The 17543-nt window shown below is 35.0% G+C and carries 16 protein-coding genes; 8 read left to right on the top strand and 8 right to left on the bottom strand.

All coding sequences use genetic code 11. The annotated features are described in order from the left end of the window. The first annotated feature begins 1 nt into the window (after position 1). The 7 genes from EP747_RS01240 to EP747_RS01210 all read left to right on the top strand — a co-directional run bounded on the left by EP747_RS01240 (position 2) and on the right by EP747_RS01210 (position 6937). A complete protein-coding gene (locus EP747_RS01240) occupies positions 2 to 922 on the top strand; it encodes an ABC transporter permease (RefSeq protein ID WP_129688161.1) in 921 nt (306 codons plus the stop codon). Positions 923 to 934: 12 nt separating this feature from the next. Then, positions 935 to 1960 (top strand): ABC transporter ATP-binding protein, encoded by a 1026-nt coding sequence (locus EP747_RS01235; RefSeq protein WP_129688160.1) that lies wholly within the window; start codon positions 935 to 937, stop codon positions 1958 to 1960. After that, positions 1960 to 2946, top strand: a complete 987-nt coding sequence (locus EP747_RS01230; RefSeq protein ID WP_129688159.1) for an ABC transporter ATP-binding protein — start codon at positions 1960 to 1962, stop codon at positions 2944 to 2946. The genes EP747_RS01235 and EP747_RS01230 overlap by 1 nt, the downstream gene beginning before the upstream one ends. Positions 2947 to 3278: 332 nt before the next feature. Then, positions 3279 to 4028 (top strand): sensor histidine kinase, encoded by a 750-nt coding sequence (locus tag EP747_RS01225; protein WP_129688158.1) that lies wholly within the window; start codon positions 3279 to 3281, stop codon positions 4026 to 4028. Between the two features lie 15 nt (positions 4029 to 4043). Continuing rightward, positions 4044 to 4742 (top strand): response regulator transcription factor, encoded by a 699-nt coding sequence (locus tag EP747_RS01220; RefSeq protein ID WP_129688157.1) that lies wholly within the window; start codon positions 4044 to 4046, stop codon positions 4740 to 4742. A gap of 3 nt (positions 4743 to 4745) precedes the next feature. Beyond that, positions 4746 to 6065 carry a transporter gene (locus EP747_RS01215; protein WP_129688156.1) on the top strand — a complete coding sequence of 440 codons (1320 nt, stop codon included), beginning with the start codon at positions 4746 to 4748 and terminating at the stop codon, positions 6063 to 6065. A gap of 191 nt (positions 6066 to 6256) precedes the next feature. Then, positions 6257 to 6937, top strand: a complete 681-nt coding sequence (locus tag EP747_RS01210) for an epimerase (RefSeq protein ID WP_129688155.1) — start codon at positions 6257 to 6259, stop codon at positions 6935 to 6937. A gap of 148 nt (positions 6938 to 7085) precedes the next feature. Here EP747_RS01210 and EP747_RS01205 read toward each other — a convergent pair whose 3' ends face one another. Next, on the bottom strand, positions 7086 to 7286 hold the full coding sequence (locus EP747_RS01205; protein ID WP_129688154.1) for a hypothetical protein: 201 nt from the start codon (positions 7284 to 7286) through the stop codon (positions 7086 to 7088). A gap of 232 nt (positions 7287 to 7518) precedes the next feature. Between EP747_RS01205 and EP747_RS01200 the strand changes: the two genes are divergently transcribed. Next, positions 7519 to 8997, top strand: a complete 1479-nt coding sequence (locus EP747_RS01200) for a S8 family serine peptidase (protein WP_129688153.1) — start codon at positions 7519 to 7521, stop codon at positions 8995 to 8997. 73 nt (positions 8998 to 9070) lie between these two features. Here the strand turns inward: EP747_RS01200 and mtaB are convergent, their stop codons facing one another. The 7 genes from mtaB to hrcA all read right to left on the bottom strand — a co-directional run bounded on the left by mtaB (position 9071) and on the right by hrcA (position 17412). Next, entirely contained in the window at positions 9071 to 10405 is a 1335-nt protein-coding gene (gene mtaB, locus EP747_RS01195; protein ID WP_129688152.1) for a tRNA (N(6)-L-threonylcarbamoyladenosine(37)-C(2))-methylthiotransferase MtaB, read from the bottom strand. A gap of 4 nt (positions 10406 to 10409) precedes the next feature. After that, positions 10410 to 11162 (bottom strand): 16S rRNA (uracil(1498)-N(3))-methyltransferase, encoded by a 753-nt coding sequence (locus EP747_RS01190; protein WP_129688151.1) that lies wholly within the window; start codon positions 11160 to 11162, stop codon positions 10410 to 10412. Between the two features lies 1 nt (position 11163). Continuing rightward, positions 11164 to 12114 (bottom strand): 50S ribosomal protein L11 methyltransferase, encoded by a 951-nt coding sequence (gene prmA, locus EP747_RS01185; RefSeq protein WP_129688150.1) that lies wholly within the window; start codon positions 12112 to 12114, stop codon positions 11164 to 11166. Between the two features lie 145 nt (positions 12115 to 12259). After that, a complete protein-coding gene (gene dnaJ / locus EP747_RS01180; protein WP_129688149.1) occupies positions 12260 to 13393 on the bottom strand; it encodes a molecular chaperone DnaJ in 1134 nt (377 codons plus the stop codon). A gap of 442 nt (positions 13394 to 13835) precedes the next feature. Continuing rightward, positions 13836 to 15659, bottom strand: a complete 1824-nt coding sequence (gene dnaK / locus EP747_RS01175; RefSeq protein WP_129688148.1) for a molecular chaperone DnaK — start codon at positions 15657 to 15659, stop codon at positions 13836 to 13838. Positions 15660 to 15753: 94 nt separating this feature from the next. Continuing rightward, positions 15754 to 16326 (bottom strand): nucleotide exchange factor GrpE, encoded by a 573-nt coding sequence (gene grpE, locus EP747_RS01170; RefSeq protein ID WP_056472839.1) that lies wholly within the window; start codon positions 16324 to 16326, stop codon positions 15754 to 15756. 57 nt (positions 16327 to 16383) lie between these two features. Then, positions 16384 to 17412 carry a heat-inducible transcriptional repressor HrcA gene (gene hrcA, locus EP747_RS01165; RefSeq protein ID WP_129688147.1) on the bottom strand — a complete coding sequence of 343 codons (1029 nt, stop codon included), beginning with the start codon at positions 17410 to 17412 and terminating at the stop codon, positions 16384 to 16386. Positions 17413 to 17543: the final 131 nt, after the last annotated feature.

The following is a 17543-nucleotide window of genomic DNA, read 5'->3' as shown; positions in this document are numbered from 1 at the left end:
AATGTTTCTATTTATTGTCAGAAGAATTATACAAACTATTCCAGTTTTACTTGGTGTAAGCTTAGTCGTTTTCCTTATCATGCAGATGGTTCCTGGAGATCCAGCAACTCTACTTGCTGGTGAAGGTGCTACGAAACAAACAATCGAAATGATTCGTCATCAACTTGGACTTGATCGTCCTGTCGTTATTCAGTATTTCGATTATGTATACCATGTACTTCAAGGTGATTTTGGCGAATCGCTTCGAAATAATCGTCCAGTATTAGATGAGATTATGATTCGTTTGCCAATTACAATTGAACTTGCACTGGCTAGTATCTTCATTACAGTCGTACTTGGTATGCTAGCAGGTATTATATCAGCGACGAAACAGTACTCCGCAGCTGATATTACAATTATGATTGTCGCTTTACTAGGAATCTCTTTACCAAGTTTCTGGTTTGGTTTAATGCTGATCTACTTCTTTTCAGTTAATCTTCATATATTTCCAGTTGCTGGTTGGGGAACGTTTAAACATATGGTACTACCAGCATTAACATTAGGTGCAGGTGGCGCTGCAATTGTAGCTAGAATGACTAGATCAAGTATGTTAGAAGTTGTTCGTCAAGACTATATGCGTACAGCAAGAGCAAAAGGTTTAAAGGAACATATCATTATTTACAAACATGGTCTTAAAAATGCACTAATCCCTGTTATTACAGTTGTCGGTCTACAGTTTGGTGCATTACTAGGTGGAACCGTTTTAACAGAGTCAGTTTTTGCAATTAATGGACTTGGTAGATTAATAGTTGATGCAATTAGAACAAGAGATTTACCTATGGTTCAAGGTGGCGTATTAATCGCTTCAGTCATCTTTGTATTTATGAATCTAGCTGTTGATATTCTATACCGATACTTTAATAAACGAGTTGACTTGAATTAGGGAGGTACAATCATGAAAAAAATTGATGAAACAATTCTTGAGGTTAATAATCTGCAGACCTACTTTTATACAGAAGATGGAATTAGCAAAGCAGTTAATGGAATTAGCTTTAAATTAAAAAAAGGTGAAACACTTGGAATAGTAGGTGAATCTGGAAGTGGGAAAAGTATTACATCATTATCCCTTTTACGATTAATCCCCTCTCCTCCAGGTAAAATAACTGGTGGTAGTATTCTTTTTAAAGGTGAAGACTTACTAGCAAAAACTGAAAAACAGATGCGTTCCATTCGAGGAAATGAAATTTCAATGATCTTTCAAGAGCCAATGACATCTTTAAACCCTGTTTATTCAGCTGGCGAACAAATTGCAGAAGCGATTCGTCTTCACCAAAAATTAAGTAAAAAGGAAGCCTGGGATAAAGCAGTAGAAATGCTGCGACTTGTAGGGATCCCTTCTCCTGAAAAACGTGCAAAGCAAGAACCACATGAGCTTAGTGGTGGAATGAGACAAAGAGTTATGATCGCAATGGCACTTGCCTGTCATCCAGAAGTGCTAATCGCAGATGAACCGACTACCGCTCTTGATGTGACAATTCAAGCTCAAATTCTAGAATTAATTAAATCACTTCAAAAGGAACTCGGTACAGCAGTTATATTAATTACACATGATTTAGGCGTAGTTTATGAGACTTGCGATCGAGTGGCTGTCATGTACGCTGGAAGAATCGTTGAATATACTTCAGCAAAAGAACTTTTTAATAGCCCTAAACATCCATACACAATCGGGTTGTTAAACTCTCTTCCACGTCTCGATATGGATCAAGATGAATTAACAACAATTCCTGGTACTGTACCAAGTCCATTCAATATGCCTAAAGGCTGTAGTTTTGCACTCCGCTGCGCACATGCAAAGGCAATTTGTCATCAATCAGTGCCGGATTTACAAACAATTGATAAAAATACTGAAGTCAGCTGTTGGATGTACACTTCACAATGGGAAACAGAGCATACCATCAAAGAGAAAGTAGGGATTGAATAATGGCATTACAACTAGTGGATAAAAAAATACTACTTAATGTAGATCATTTAAAACAATACTTTCCAATTAAAGGTGGCATATTAGGAAGAACGGTTAATCACGTAAAAGCAGTAGACGATATTAGCTTCCACATTTATGAGGGAGAAACTTTAAGTATTGTTGGAGAATCCGGTTGTGGTAAGTCTACTACTGGTAGAGCCATTCTAAGATTAGACGAGCCTACAAGTGGAAGCATTCATTTTAAGGAAAAAGATTTATTAAGCTTAGGAAAAAAAGAAATGCGTAAAATAAGAAAGGATCTACAAGTAATCTTCCAAGATCCGTTTGCCTCACTTAATCCTAGACAAACAATTGGACAAATTTTAGGTGAAGCATTAGCAATTCAAAATGTCGTTCCAAAAGAAGAACGTAAAGTTAGAATTGAAGAATTATTAGGGCATGTTGGGTTAAGACCAGAAGCAATGGAGCGTTATCCTCATGAATTTAGTGGTGGTCAACGTCAGCGTGTCGGAATTGCACGTGCACTTGCAGTTGATCCAAAACTAATCATTTGTGATGAAGCAGTATCTGCTCTAGATGTTTCAATCCAAGCTCAAGTATTAAACTTATTAAAATCGTTACAGAAAAAATTCTCACTTACATTTCTTTTTATCTCACATGATTTAGGTGTAGTAAGACATATTTCTGACCGAGTAATGGTCATGTATTTAGGAAAAATTGTTGAGATTGCCGATAAAAAATCTATATTCGAAAATCCGCAGCATCCTTATACACGTGCTCTATTATCTGCGATTCCAGTGCCAAATCCAGTGCATCAAAGAGAACGAATCATCTTAACAGGAGATGTACCTTCTCCAATCGATCCTCCAAGCGGCTGTCGTTTCCACACAAGATGCCCTTTCGCGATCGATATTTGCAAAACAAAAGTACCTGAATTAAAATTATCTGAGCAAAATCATCAAGTTGCTTGTCACATAATAAATTAAATAGTATTCTTATAGGCGTGAAGTGAAGGAAATGAAGAGAATTGATCCTGCAATGTGGAAATTCCTATCTTCTACTTCTATTAAAAATATTAAATGCTTATAAAATTGGATAATAAATCGAATGTTGATTGGCACAACATGTTCTAAGGCTCTTATGGAAAATGCGAGTAGGCTAGAGACTCCTCTAAAAGCGAAATTGGGAAGCTCAGCTCTCGTTCCATAGCATGCCAGCAACTGTAGTTGAAATCAACATTCTTCTTCATTCAGCTCTTTATAAACAAAGTTTTCGAAAAAATTAAAAATATTATTAAAAAAACTATTTGAGGTTCTTCATGCTTAGTTACGAGGGATTTACTTTACTAATTATGCTATTTATTTTAGCTCCTATTATGGGAGCTATTGCTTTATTATTTTTGTTTATCTTTGAAAAAAGAATAGACTTACTTGAAAATAAAAATAGAGAAATTCGGTTAGAGCATGCATTACAAGAAGCTCAATACAATAAATTAAACCAGCAAATTCAACCGCACTTTTTATTTAATACACTTAATGTCATATTAAGCTTAGCGCGTTTAAATCGAACCTCGGAATTAATCCGAGCTCTAGAAACTTTCTCTCAATTTTTAAAATTTAAATATAAATCATCAGAGCCATTAATTCCGTTAGATCAAGAAATACAATATACTCAATATTATTTAGACATTCAAACTCTACGGTTTGGAGAGCGGCTTAAAACTCAGTTAGATTGTCCAAAAGATTTATATAAAGCGCTTGTCCCCCCTTTTATTTTGCAAACCTTAGTAGAAAATTCATTTAAACACGGTTTAGAAAAAAAGATTGGAGAGGCCTTACTACACATTCGATTTTATCAAGATTCCGAGCTAGTCTGTTTAGAGGTAATTGATAATGGTTTAATGGGAATGACTAATTCTTTTTCTAATCAAGAAGGCCATGGATTAGACAATATAAAAAAGAGATTACAACTATATTTTGGAAACAGTGGACATGTACTGATTACTTCAAATGAATCAGGAACAAATGTTAAGGTCGTTTGGCCACTTATATATGACTCTTTAGAGTAAAGGAGGGAAAATGAAGTGAATGTATTATTAGTAGATGATGAACCATTAGAGCTTGAACAAATGGAATATTTAATAAAAAATATGTTTCCATTATGGAAGTTTTATAAAGCAGCTGATGCATGCCAAGCTATAACAATTAATCAAAATCATAAAATTAACATTGCATTTCTAGATATTAATCTACCTGGACGTTCTGGACTAGAGTTTGGCGAAGAGCTTAAAGCACAAAATAAAGAAGTAGATATTATTATGGTTACAGCATATCAAAGTTTTGATTATGCTCAACAATCAATCCGAATTGGCGTTCTAGATTATTTAACAAAACCAATCATAGAAAGTGAGTTATATAAAGTTTTATCTAAATATAGTGATACCGATACGTCAAACCAATATTCTAGTTTAATACATCAAACTCTTCTATATATTCATGATCATTTCGCTGAAAAACTTTCTCTTTCTGACGTAGCTCGAGAAGTTCACACGAATCATACTTATTTAAGTAGAAAATTTCACGAAGAAGTCGGTGTATCGTTTTCAGAATATTTAATAGACTATAGAATACAAGCAGCTAAGCGATATTTAACAAATAATCCAAATTGGAACATATCCGATGTAGCAGAAAACTCAGGCTTTAATAGTCAGCATTACTTTAGTACTTTATTCCGCAAAGTTGAGGGCATTACTCCAAAAGAGTATCGTGAGAAAGGAAAATAAACAGTGAATTCACGTTCATTTAGAGAATACGTACAAGGTCCTATTCAAATTGGAATGGGAATGGGAATTATTTCTCTCTTGGCACGTTGGGTAACAGGAACTACAATATTATCTTCGCCAGAATCAATGATTAAATATGGGGTATTTGGTGGAATCGGATATGCATTTTTAGGTGCTATTGCTTTATTTGTATTTAGTTTTATTGGAAAAAAGGTTCGACAGGAGTACCCTGATGGTTTAACAATTGGAGATTATTTGAAGAAGAAACTACATCCACTTGGTTATTGGATTATGATTTGTATTTTAATATTAACTAGTTTACACATATTATATATACAGTCGATGACTGCATCTACGTTATTTCATTTTCTTTTTAATTTACCGTTGTACATAGAAATAATCATTTTTATATGCTTTTGTGTACTTTTTGCAGGTTTTGGTGGATTAAAGATGATACATGGATTAGCAGGATTCCAAGTCATTACAATGTTTGCAGCGGCAATTTTAATTCCGTTGTATTTTTTCGTAAAAGAGGGCGTTCAACCAGTATATGATGGGATTAAATTGTACCATCCTTACATGCTAGTCATTGATCATTACGATTTATGGGGTTTTTTATTTTCAGGCTTATTAGTTGGTTTTGGTCAGTTTTTCTTTGACATTACTTCATGGCACCGATTATTTATGATCGAATCGAAAAAGCTTCCTTTAACATTCTCAATATCCGGGTTAATATGGGGTATTTTCCCACTTTCATTTTCATGTCTTTTTATTATCGTTATATTCACAGGTGGATTTACAGATATTCAATCAATATTAATTGGTTTAGCAAATAAAATTACAACACCATTTTTTTTCATACTTTTTGTTTTATGTGCTTTTAATGCGATTACATCTACATTTGGTGCGGTTCTACATTCCCTTGCTAGCTTAATCATTATCAATATAATAGAATCATTTCACAAGATAAAAAATGATCAAAAAAAAATAAAACTTGCTTATCTTCTATCTGTGATTATTGGAGCAATCATCTTTTTTGCAACAATTATTCAATCAAAAAAAATTATTGAACTATTATTTTACTCAGGAAATGTATATTCCGCATTGCTATTTCCAATTTTGGTTATTGTCTTTAGTAAGGGTAAAGTCGGTAATTACATTCCAATTAGTATTGTAATTAGTATTATACTTTCTTATATTGTTCAGCCGTATGTAGGTGAATTTCAAAGCATTTGGTTGAGTTTATTATTTTCTATTGTAATTATTATTTTTTGTTTTACAATCCAGTTTTTTAGTAAGAAAGAGTCTGTAAATATGTCATAAAGATGAGCTAATCAACGACTTGATTAGCTCATCTTGTTGTTAAAAAAAATGTTTGTCAATTAGCTAACAATATTTATAATTATTAATTAAGTAGGTTGAGGTTGGTTTCCACTACAAGATGCTATTAGCCTTATTTGTTTTATAAATAAACGTTTACTATAAAATCATTTAATTAGTTTGGAGGTTAGTCAATGAAGGTTTTACTTTTTGGAGCAACTGGAATGGTTGGTCAAAGTGTATTAAGAGAATGCTTACAAGATCCTTCTGTTAGCTCGATTTACTCAATTGGTCGCAGTATTACAGGGATCCAACATGAAAAATCCTATGAAATTCAGCATTCTAATCTGCTTGATTTATCTACAATTGAAAGTCAATTATCTGGATTTGATGCATGTTTTTTTTGTTTAGGTGTTTCATCATTTAGAATGACAGAGGAAGATTATCGTAAGATTACATATGACCTTACATTATCCATCGCACGTACATTATCAATATTGAATCCTCAAATGACTTTCATTTATGTCACTGGATCAGGTACCGATAGTACTGAGAAAGGTCGTACAATGTGGGCTAGAGTGAAGGGAAAAACAGAAAATGACTTGTTAAAGTTACCGTTTAAAGCTGCATACATGTTTCGACCAGGTGCAATTATTCCACATAAAGATATAAAATCAAAAACTAAACTATATCAATTGGGTTATGACATAACAAAACCATTATTTCCAATCCTAAAAAAGGCCTTTCCGAACTCAATTACTTCATCAGAGCAACTCGGTCGAGCAATGATTAATATAGCAAGAAATGGTTATTCATCACCAATTATCGAGAGTAAAGATATTAATAGAGCAGGATCACGGGATTTGAAATGGTAAGGATTTGAAAAAACATTTCTTATTTATTCTTTTCCCTTTTTCAACCTGCAATTTTAGGGCAGGGTTAGGAAAAACTCTTCCTATTCCCTGCTTTATTACTTACTTTTACCTTCTTACCTTCTTACCTTCTTCTCTTTAGTTTAATGCCTTACCTATTTAAATATGGACTACCAGCATTATAATTTGTTTGTAATGTAGGGTCCTCACTCGTATCTAAATAAGGACTACCACCTTGGTCAAAATTAACTTTGTTAGAATGGTCTTTACTTGTATCTAAATAAGAATTAGTTGCAACATGTATATGATTGTTATCAGTTCCCTTAGGTAGCCTATGACCTTTTTCCGCCAATCCAATCACCCCCATAATCATAGTGTGTATGTATGTGAAAGATAAAATAACAGGTAGTTTGAGGGAATTTTTGGGTAAATATAAAATGTAATTTACGCAAATTGTCTATGTTTTTAGTTGTCGAAATATTCAGTATTTTACACCTCAAATTTCGACAAACTTAATTAGTCAGTTTTATTAAAATTTGATTAGATACGTATTTTACGTAAATATTACATATTGGAGAGATTTTATGAAGAAAAAAATTGCTGCGCTTTCGATTTGTTCTGTTCTTTCATTTTCATTACTTATTGGTACACAAACTAAACAAGTGAAAGCTGCCCCTGAGGAGCTTCATTATGTTTTAGCCTATAAAGGGAATTTACCAAGTAATTTCTCAGATACAATTTCAAAAGCTGGAGGTTCTGTTGAACGAGTTATTTCAGAAATAGGAATTGTTGAGGTTTCATCATCTAATGCTGAATTTCTAACTAATATTAAAAATGATACAAGCATTCAATCAGCTGGTAAAGAACTTCAAGCATACTTGGAAGCTGACCCAGATGATAAGATTGAGTTTACTCCTGGAACTCCAAATGGTCAAAAGGTAAATCTTGATACAAATGCTAGCTCTTATTGGGATAAACAATGGGACATGCAGCATTTAACTCATAATGGAGATTCTTATAATATAAATAAAGGAAACCATAAAACGGTCGTAGCAGTTATCGATACTGGAATTGACTTTAGTCATCCAGATTTAAAGGCTAACGCTGATCTTGCTGGATCAAAAACATTTGTACCTGGAACAACTGATGCTTGGGATAAAAATGGTCATGGAACACACGTTGCTGGTTCAATTGCTGCAAATGGAAAAGTTAAGGGTGTTGGACCAGAATTAACAGTTCGTGCTTATCGCGTTTTTGGTGCAACTGGCGGAGCTGAACAATCATGGATAACAGATGCGATTGTTTCAGCTGCAAACGATGGAGTTGAAGTAATCAATATGTCAATCGGTGGTTGGCGCTGGATGGCACATAACTTAGACGAAAAAGGTGAATCAGCTTCAATGGTGGCATATCACCGAGCGATTCAATATGCGATTAAAAAAGGTGTAACTGTTGTAGTATCTGCGGGTAATGACTCAAAAGATTTAAACAATATACACGATATGCAAGATTATTGGAAAACTACTTACGGATTAGATATTAAAGGTCCTTCACGTGTTGCGCCTGCGCAAATCCCTGGTGTCATTACCGTTTCTTCATCTAATCAGTGGTCGAACGATAGTATTGCTTTCTACTCAAATTATGGAAGTGTAATCGACGTAGCTGCACCAGGTGGAGATAATGGACCTGTATACGATGGTTTATATCGTCAAAATCCAACAGGTAATTATTTAAATAAACGTGATTATACGTATCGTACTTTGTCTACTTATCCTACATATCCAGTAGGTGTAAACGCTGCAAATCCAAATGGTACAAATGCAACAACTCAGTTTAGTGACGGAAAATGGCATGGTTATTCATATCTTCATGGAACATCAATGGCAGCACCAAAAGTTGCAGGTATTGCAGGCGTAATTAAAGCTGCTCATCCAGAATATTCTCCTGCTCAGGTAGCAGCAGCGATCAGACAAAGTGCGTTTGATTATGGCAAAAAAGGATCAGATCCGCTTTATGGTTCTGGAGAAGCAAACATTTATAATTTCTTATCAAATGACAAATAACAGCAAATAGAACAAAAAAGGATAGATAATCTAGATGAACTCAAGATTATCTATCCTTTTATTTATATTATCCTTAGTTAACAGCTACATCTTCTAATACTCGGACAAATTCACCTTTATTTACTGGATAACCAGCTTCAGCAATTTTAACTTTTACAATTTTACCGATCATGTCTTCAGTTCCTTCGAACACGACTTTTAGATAATTGTCTGTGTAACCTATTAATAGCCCTTCTGCGCCATCTTCAGTATACTTTTCTTCCGGAATAACTTCTAAAACATCACCATCAAACATTGATGCGTATTCTTTTGCAAGCTGATTTGATAATTCAATTAAACGGTGTACACGTTCATTTTTAATTTCTTCGTCAACTTGATCTTCCATACGTGCAGCTGGTGTACCTGTACGTTTAGAGTATGGGAATACGTGTAATTCAGAGAATTTATTATCTCGAATGAAATTGTACGTTTCCATAAACTCTTCTTCAGATTCACCTGGAAAACCTACGATTACATCAGATGTAATTGAACAGTTTGGTAATACTTCGCGTAATTTCTCAATTCTTTCAGCAAATTCAGCCATTGTATATTTACGACGCATACGTTTTAGGACAGTATCTGATCCCGATTGTAATGGTACGTGTAAGTGACGAACTACAATATTTGAATGACGAAGAACTTCAATTACTTCATCTGTAATTTGACTAGCTTCAATTGAAGAAATACGAACACGTTTTAATCCTTCAACTGTTTCTAAATCTTTTAATAACATTGCTAAGTTGTAATCTTTCATGTCTTGACCGTATCCACCTGTGTGAATACCAGTTAAAACAATTTCCTTATAGCCTGATTCAACTAATTGTGTAGCTTGTTTTACAACTTCTTTTGGATCACGAGAACGCATTAAACCACGTGCCCATGGAATAATACAAAACGTACAGAAGTTATTACAACCTTCTTGAATTTTTAATGAAGCACGTGTACGGTCAGTAAAAGCAGGTACGTCTAGCTCTTCATAAACTCGTGCTTTCATAATATTTCCTACGCCATTTATTGGTTGACGTTCTACACGAAATTGCTCGATATAATCAAGCATTTTAGTACGGTCCTGTGTACCAACAACGATATCCACCCCAGGAATTGCCATGATTTCGGCTGGAGATGTTTGTGCATAACATCCAGTTACGCAAATTACTGCATCTGGATTTTTACGCACGGCACGACGGATTACTTGTCTACTTTTTTTGTCACCTGTATTTGTAACTGTACAAGTATTAATTACATAAACATCAGCTTTCGTCTCGTATTCTGTACGTTCATAGCCTGCTGCTTTAAACAGTTGCCAAATTGCTTCTGTTTCGTAATGGTTAACTTTACAACCTAATGTATGAAAAGCTACTTGTGGCATTTCTTCACCCCATTAATTCAAAATGAAAGGAGGCAGCAGCTAAAACATAAAATGGTGCTGTTTCTGTTCGCAAAATTCTTGGTCCAAGTCCACATAGCTTAGCACCTTTTTCTTCTAGCTGATCAACTTCTTTATCTGACAAACCACCTTCTGGTCCGAAAACTACTAATAATCGTGAGCCTTCCTTTAATGACTGGAATGTCTGAACAAGTCCTGCTGATTCTCCTGTTTTTGCACTTTCTTCATATGCAACAATACACGCATCATAATACTGTATTGAGTTAAGTAATTGTTGAAAAGATGCTGGCTGTTCCACAGTTGGTACAATAAATCGATATGATTGTTCAGCCGCTTCTTTTGCAATTTTTTGCCATCTATCAACCTTTTTACCAGCTTTTTTATCATCTAGTTTAACAATTGATCTAGCTGCAGCAAAAGGTAAAAAACCAAAAGCTCCAAGCTCCGTACCTTTTTGTATGATTAACTCTAATTTATCACCTTTTGGTAGTCCACTAGCAATTGTAATTGATATTGGCAGTTCATTTGTATTCTCAACATATTCTACAACAGCTGCAGTTATTTGTTCACTAGAAATATTTGTAAGTGTACAACGAACAGTTGATGAACCTGGAACTGTACAAATGATTTCTTGATCTAGCTTCATTCGCATAACATTTGCGATATGATGAGCATCATCACCAATTATTGTAACAAGATCATTTTGAAGCTGCGTTTCTTCTATAAAATATCTTTGCATATTACATTCCTTGTTCTGGCTTTTTTGCAATAATTGCAACCCAGTCCTCTAAATGTAATACTTCTTTCACTACAAAGCCAACTCGTTTAAGCTCACTTTCGATGTCTTCTTGTTTAGCACCAATAATTCCTGAAGAAATAAATGTTCCACCTGGTTCTAAAACATTAAAAACATCATCTACGAAACGAAGAATAATTTCAGCAAGTAAGTTCGCAACAACTACTTGGAACGGACCTTCAATTCCTTGTAGTAAGTTACCTTGTCCAACTTTTATAACATCGTCAACTTTGTTTAATACAACGTTTTCTCTTGCACTTCGAACTGCTACATCGTCTAAGTCATAAGCTTCTATATTTGTAGAACCAAGTTTAGCAGCTGCAATACTTAATACTCCTGAACCAGTACCTACATCGATTACACGGTCAGTTGGTTTTACAACTTTCTCAAGTGCTCGAATACACATAACAGTTGTAGGATGAGTACCAGTACCAAACGCCATTCCTGGATCTAATTCGATAATTAATTCGTCTGATGATTTGACTTCATACTCTTCCCAAGAAGGTACAATTGTAAATCGATCTGAGATTGAAATTGGATGATAATATTTTTTCCATGCAGTAGCCCAATCTTCTTCGTTTACTTCATGCACAGCAAATGTATTTTTACCTAAATCAATATCATAAGAAATTAAATTATTTATTGCTTCTTTTATTCCGTCGATCGTATCGTTTAAAAAACTATTCACAGGAAGGTATGCTTTAACGATTACACCTTCCTCTGGATAATCTTTTGGGTTAAGTTGGTAGATTTCACCGTAAACCTGTGCTCGCTCCTTCGTCAAATCAAACACATCCTCTATGACAACACCACTTGCACCAGCTTCGTGTAAAATGTTAGAAATCGGTTCAACCGCATCCTGTGTAGTGTGAATACTTAATTCTGACCATTTCATAAACTACCAACTCCATTCATACTCTCTTCTTTACTTGGCAATACCCTCTAATCATAGTCAGATTTAGAGGGTGCCATTTACATTACTTCTTCTATTTAGTGTTTCCACTTTTTACCTTAACTAACGTACTGAATTAATAACTTCCTTATTGTTCGCCAAAATTCTTAACTGCACGCTTTAACTTTGTAAAGAAAGAATCGTGTTTATCGTCTTTTTGACCTTTGCCAATATTGTAAAACTCTTCAAGCAATTCTTTTTGACGGCTTGTTAGTTTTGTTGGTGTGATAACTTTTACGATTACGTGCTGATCACCTTGACCATATCCACGTACATCTTTAATTCCTTTACCTTTTAAACGCATTCTAGTGCCAGTTTGCGTTCCAGCAGGAATTTTCGTTTTTACTTTACCATGTAAAGTAGGAACTTCAACTTCATCACCTAATGCAGCTTGTGCAAATGTTAATGGAAGTTCGCAGTAAACGTCATTTCCGTCACGTTCAAAGAATTCATGCTCACGAACATGGAATGCAATATATAAATCTCCAGCAGGACCACCATTTTTACCTGGTTCTCCTTGGCCTGAAAGTCGAATTTGTTGTCCATCATCAATACCAGCTGGTACTTTAACCATGATTTTCTTACGAGTTTTCACTCGGCCAGCACCATGACATGTATTACATTTATCTTTAATAATCTGACCAGTACCTTGACAGTGTGAACATGTCGTACGGTTTACAATACGTCCAAATGGGGTATTTTGTTCAACACTCATTTGTCCTGAGCCATGACAATGATTACATGTTTCTTTTGATGTACCAGGTTTTGCACCTGAACCACTACATGTATTACATGTTTCTTCTGTTGGAATTTCAATTTCTCTTTCCATTCCAAATGCTGCTTCTTCAAACTGGATCGTCATTGTATATTGTAAATCAGCTCCAGCTCTTGGTGCGTTCGGGTCACGACGACGTCCACCGCCCCCGCCAAAAAACTGACTGAAAATATCTTCAAATCCACCGAATCCGCCGCCTCCGAATCCGCCACCGCCGAATCCTTGGTTTGGATCTGTATGACCAAATTGATCATAATGAGCTCGTTTCTGATCATCTGATAAATTTTCGTATGCTTCTTGCACCTCTTTAAACTTTTCAGCTGCATCAGGATCTTTATTAACGTCCGGATGATATGTTTTTGCTAATTTACGAAACGATTTTTTTATTTCATCTTGTGATGCACTTTTACTCACACCAAGCACATCATAGTAATCACGTTTACTCATAGTGTTACAATCCGCTCCTTTCACATAAAGAATATTTTAACATATCCTTTGCTTTTCTAAAAGAAAATAAAGTAAACTCGTCGACTGACGAGCCTTTTAGGCGAAGTCAGAGGCGTAGTTGCACTTATACTTTATTCCTAAAATTGGGAACTACGTCAAGTACTCATCATCGCTGCCAATTTATCCTTGCTTAAAGTGAGAAAAAGAAAAAGTCAAAGCCAAGGCTTCCCTGACTTTGACTTCCCTTAATGTTTTAGATATATATATTGTCTAGTTCCAGGCGTTAGCCCCTCGAGGTCATAAGCCCAAGTATGGTAAAAGTTAAAAACCAAACTTTTTCCATACTCGTTCTTATGCTTGTCGGGGCTGAACAAACGCCTTCCACTTTTCGTTATTGTCTAGTTCCAGGCGTTACTGACCAAACGCCTTCCACTTTTCGTTATTATTTATCTTCTTTAACTTCAGTAAACTCAGCGTCTACTACATCGTCTTGTTTCGCTCCGCCTTCAGCTCCACCTGCAGCTTGCTGAGCAGCAGCAGCTTGCTCATAAAGCTTCATTGATAAAGCTTGAACGATTTCAGAAAGAGCATCTTTCTTCGTACGGATGTCATCTAAGTTACCAGCTTCTAATGCAGCTTTTAATGCGTCTTTAGCTTCGTTAGCTTTCGTAACCTCTGCTTCTTCAACTTTTCCTTCAAGATCTTTTAAAGTTTTCTCTACTTGGAATACTAATTGATCCGCTTCGTTTTTAAGATCTACTTCTTCTTTACGTTTTGCATCTGCATCAGCATTTAATTCTGCTTCTTTTACCATGCGTTCTACTTCTTCATCACTTAAACCTGAAGAAGATTGAATTACGATGTTTTGTTCTTTTTGAGTACCTAGGTCTTTTGCACGTACTGTTACGATACCATTTTTGTCGATATCAAACGATACTTCAATTTGAGGAATTCCACGTGGTGCTGGTGGGATATCCGATAATTGGAAGCGACCTAATGTTTTATTGTCATTAGCCATTGGACGCTCACCTTGTAGTACGTGAATGTCTACAGCAGGTTGATTGTCAGCAGCTGTTGAGAAAACTTGTGATTTACTTGTTGGGATTGTTGTATTACGCTCGATTAACTTTGTAAATACTCCACCCATTGTTTCAATACCTAATGATAATGGTGTTACGTCTAGTAATACTACATCTTTTACATCACCAGTTAATACTCCACCTTGAATTGCAGCACCTAATGCTACTACTTCATCAGGGTTTACACCTTTATGTGGTTCTTTTCCTGTTTCTTTTTTGATTGCTTCTTGAACAGCAGGAATACGAGTTGAACCACCTACTAAAATTACTTTATCAATTTGACTAGCAGTTAAGCCAGAATCCTTCATCGCTTGACGAGTTGGGCCTAAAGTTCTTTCTACTAAGTTGTGAGAAAGCTCTTCGAATTTTGCACGAGTTAAGTTTAACTCTAAGTGTAATGGACCAGCTGCACCCATGCTAATGAATGGTAATGAAATTTGAGTTGAAGTAATACCTGATAAATCTTTTTTCGCTTTTTCAGCAGCATCTTTTAAACGTTGTAATGCCATTTTATCTTGGCTTAAATCAACACCGTTTTCTTTTTTGAATTCAGCTACTAAGTAATCAATGATAACTTGGTCGAAGTCGTCTCCACCTAAACGGTTGTCACCAGCTGTAGCTTTAACTTCAAAAATTCCATCTCCTAATTCAAGGATTGAAACGTCGAATGTACCGCCACCTAAGTCATAAACTAAGATTGTTTGGTCTTCATCCATTTTATCTAAACCGTATGCTAGTGCAGCCGCAGTTGGCTCATTGATGATACGTTCTACTTCTAAACCTGCGATTTTACCAGCATCTTTAGTTGCTTGACGCTCAGCATCATTGAAGTATGCAGGTACTGTAATAACTGCTTTCGTTACAGTTTCACCTAAATAAGCTTCAGCAGATGCCTTTAAGTTTTGAAGAATAATTGCAGAAATCTCTTGTGGAGAAAAATCTTTACCTTCAATGTTTTCTTTGTGTGTAGTACCCATATGACGTTTAATTGACATGATTGTGTTAGGGTTTGTAATTGCTTGACGCTTTGCTACTTCCCCAACTTGACGCTCACCATTTTTGAACGCAACAACTGACGGAGTTGTACGTCCACCCTCTGGGTTCGGAATTACTTTTGGCTCTCCACCTTCTAATACTGCGACACAAGAGTTAGTTGTACCTAAGTCAATACCAATAATTTTACTCATTGCATGTTCCTCCTAAAATCTACATAAGTTATATTTTAGTTTTTTAATAAAAATTTTATATTTATGTTAGCGATTAAAATAGACGCTTAACTAATTACTCGTTAACTTTAACCATTGATGGACGAATTACTCTGTCCTTTAGTTTATAGCCTTTTTGAAATTCTTGTAGAACTTCATTAGATGGTTTAGAATCATCACTTTCTTGCATTACAGCTTGATGGACATTCGGATCGAATTGTTCACCAAGTGCTGGGATTTCTTCTACTCCTTCTTTTTTTACAGCTTCAACAAGCAAACGGTAAACCATTTCCATACCTTGTTTTAAAGAAGCAGTTTGCTCATCTGTTGCTTCAACTTGTAGTGCGCGTTCGAAATTATCTAGTACTGGTAATAAATCAGTTACTAAGCTTTGAGCACGATAAGTCATTAAAGATTGTTGGTCTAAAAGTGCACGACGTTTATAATTTTCGAAATCAGCATGTAGACGTAAGTACTTATTTTCCTTCTCATCTACTTCAGCGCGAAGTTTTTGAAGCTCTTCTTCAGAAGAATTTACATTGTCAGTTTTCTCTTCTGTATTTTCTTCTGTAAAGATTGAAGGCTCTTCAACAGTAGTTTCTTCATTCACTACTTCTTCATTTAAAAGTTCTTCCTGACGTTCTGTCATGTCACCTTCACCTCCTATTTTTTTATATGTAATCCATTGTTTCTTTTCACAATGGATTTATTCAACATCCTTAGATGAAAATAATAAATTCAATTGTCCTGTAATTAAATGCATTAATGAGATTACTCGGGAATATTCCATTCGAGTTGGTCCTAATACTGCGATTGTACCAATTTGATCTTCACCCAATGAATAGGTTGCGCTAATGATACTTACATTTTCTAATCCAGACTTTTCATTTTCCTTACCAATTTTGACACTTAAACCCATCTGTTCAAAAGGAATAATACTTTTTAGTTCATCTTGCTTTTCAATCATGTTTAACAATACCTTCATTGTTTCAACGTTATGAAATTCTGGTTGAGCTAAAATATTCGTTTTTCCACTTAAAATCAGTTTTTGTTCAATCGGTACGTCAATAGTGCCACCAATCATCTTAATAACACTTTCATAATTCGAAATATGCGTACGTAAAATCATTGCAATTTCTTTATAAAGCTTGTCATTTATTTGATGAATCGGTACATTTACTAGTCGCTCATTTAATATATTTACCATTTTCTCAATATCACTCATAGACACGCCAGGTGGTATAGTTACTGTTCGATTTTTAACAATACCTGTGTCAGTCACAATAATTGATACTGCTGTATTAGATCCTATTGGAATAAGCTGAATATTTTTAAGCTTATTTTCAGAAACTTTTGGTCCTAGTGCAATTGTTGTGTAATTTGTTAAATCAGATAGTATATCAGCTGAATTTTTCACAAGCTTTTCTATTTCAAAAATACGCTCGGCAAAAATACCTTTTATCGAACGAACATCATCGTCATTAACAATTTGTGGTGATAACAGATGGTCTACATAAAAACGATACCCTTTTTCAGAAGGGATTCGACCTGCAGAGCTATGAGGCTTTTCAATATAACCAAGTTCTTCTAAATCAGCCATCTCATTTCGTATCGTTGCTGAACTAAATGAAATACCTTCCTTTTTAGATAAACTCCTTGAACCAACAGGTTGTGCCATGCGAATAAAGTCATCGATAATAATTTGTAGTATCAATAACTGTCTTTCAGTCAACATGTTTATCACCTCTATTAGCACTCTTATCTAGCGAGTGCTAAATATATTATTAACTTAACAAATCCTTTATACGATGTCAAGAAGTTAAAGGCAGGAATAAAGAAGTGCATGATTAATGGATTAGGAAATTT

This window comes from Gottfriedia acidiceleris, from assembly GCF_004138285.1.
Classification (GTDB): domain Bacteria; phylum Bacillota; class Bacilli; order Bacillales; family Bacillaceae_G; genus Gottfriedia; species Gottfriedia acidiceleris_A.
Note: the sequence above shows the minus strand (reverse complement) of the source record. Positions and strands in the feature narration are given on the sequence as shown.

What these genes read in the sequence shown, in the direction of transcription:
- EP747_RS01235 (WP_129688160.1), top strand. Translation starts at nt 935, where the DNA reads ATGAAAAAAATTGATGAAACAATTCTTGAGGTTAATAATCTGCAGACC.
- EP747_RS01190 (WP_129688151.1), bottom strand. Translation starts at nt 11,162, where the DNA reads ATGCAAAGATATTTTATAGAAGAAACGCAGCTTCAAAATGATCTTGTT.
- EP747_RS01200 (WP_129688153.1), top strand. Translation starts at nt 7,519, where the DNA reads ATGAAGAAAAAAATTGCTGCGCTTTCGATTTGTTCTGTTCTTTCATTT.
- hrcA (WP_129688147.1), bottom strand. Translation starts at nt 17,412, where the DNA reads ATGTTGACTGAAAGACAGTTATTGATACTACAAATTATTATCGATGAC.
- EP747_RS01210 (WP_129688155.1), top strand. Translation starts at nt 6,257, where the DNA reads ATGAAGGTTTTACTTTTTGGAGCAACTGGAATGGTTGGTCAAAGTGTA.
- dnaJ (WP_129688149.1), bottom strand. Translation starts at nt 13,393, where the DNA reads ATGAGTAAACGTGATTACTATGATGTGCTTGGTGTGAGTAAAAGTGCA.
- mtaB (WP_129688152.1), bottom strand. Translation starts at nt 10,405, where the DNA reads ATGCCACAAGTAGCTTTTCATACATTAGGTTGTAAAGTTAACCATTAC.
- EP747_RS01240 (WP_129688161.1), top strand. Translation starts at nt 2, where the DNA reads ATGTTTCTATTTATTGTCAGAAGAATTATACAAACTATTCCAGTTTTA.
- dnaK (WP_129688148.1), bottom strand. Translation starts at nt 15,659, where the DNA reads ATGAGTAAAATTATTGGTATTGACTTAGGTACAACTAACTCTTGTGTC.
- prmA (WP_129688150.1), bottom strand. Translation starts at nt 12,114, where the DNA reads ATGAAATGGTCAGAATTAAGTATTCACACTACACAGGATGCGGTTGAA.
- EP747_RS01230 (WP_129688159.1), top strand. Translation starts at nt 1,960, where the DNA reads ATGGCATTACAACTAGTGGATAAAAAAATACTACTTAATGTAGATCAT.
- grpE (WP_056472839.1), bottom strand. Translation starts at nt 16,326, where the DNA reads ATGACAGAACGTCAGGAAGAACTTTTAAATGAAGAAGTAGTGAATGAA.
- EP747_RS01225 (WP_129688158.1), top strand. Translation starts at nt 3,279, where the DNA reads ATGCTTAGTTACGAGGGATTTACTTTACTAATTATGCTATTTATTTTA.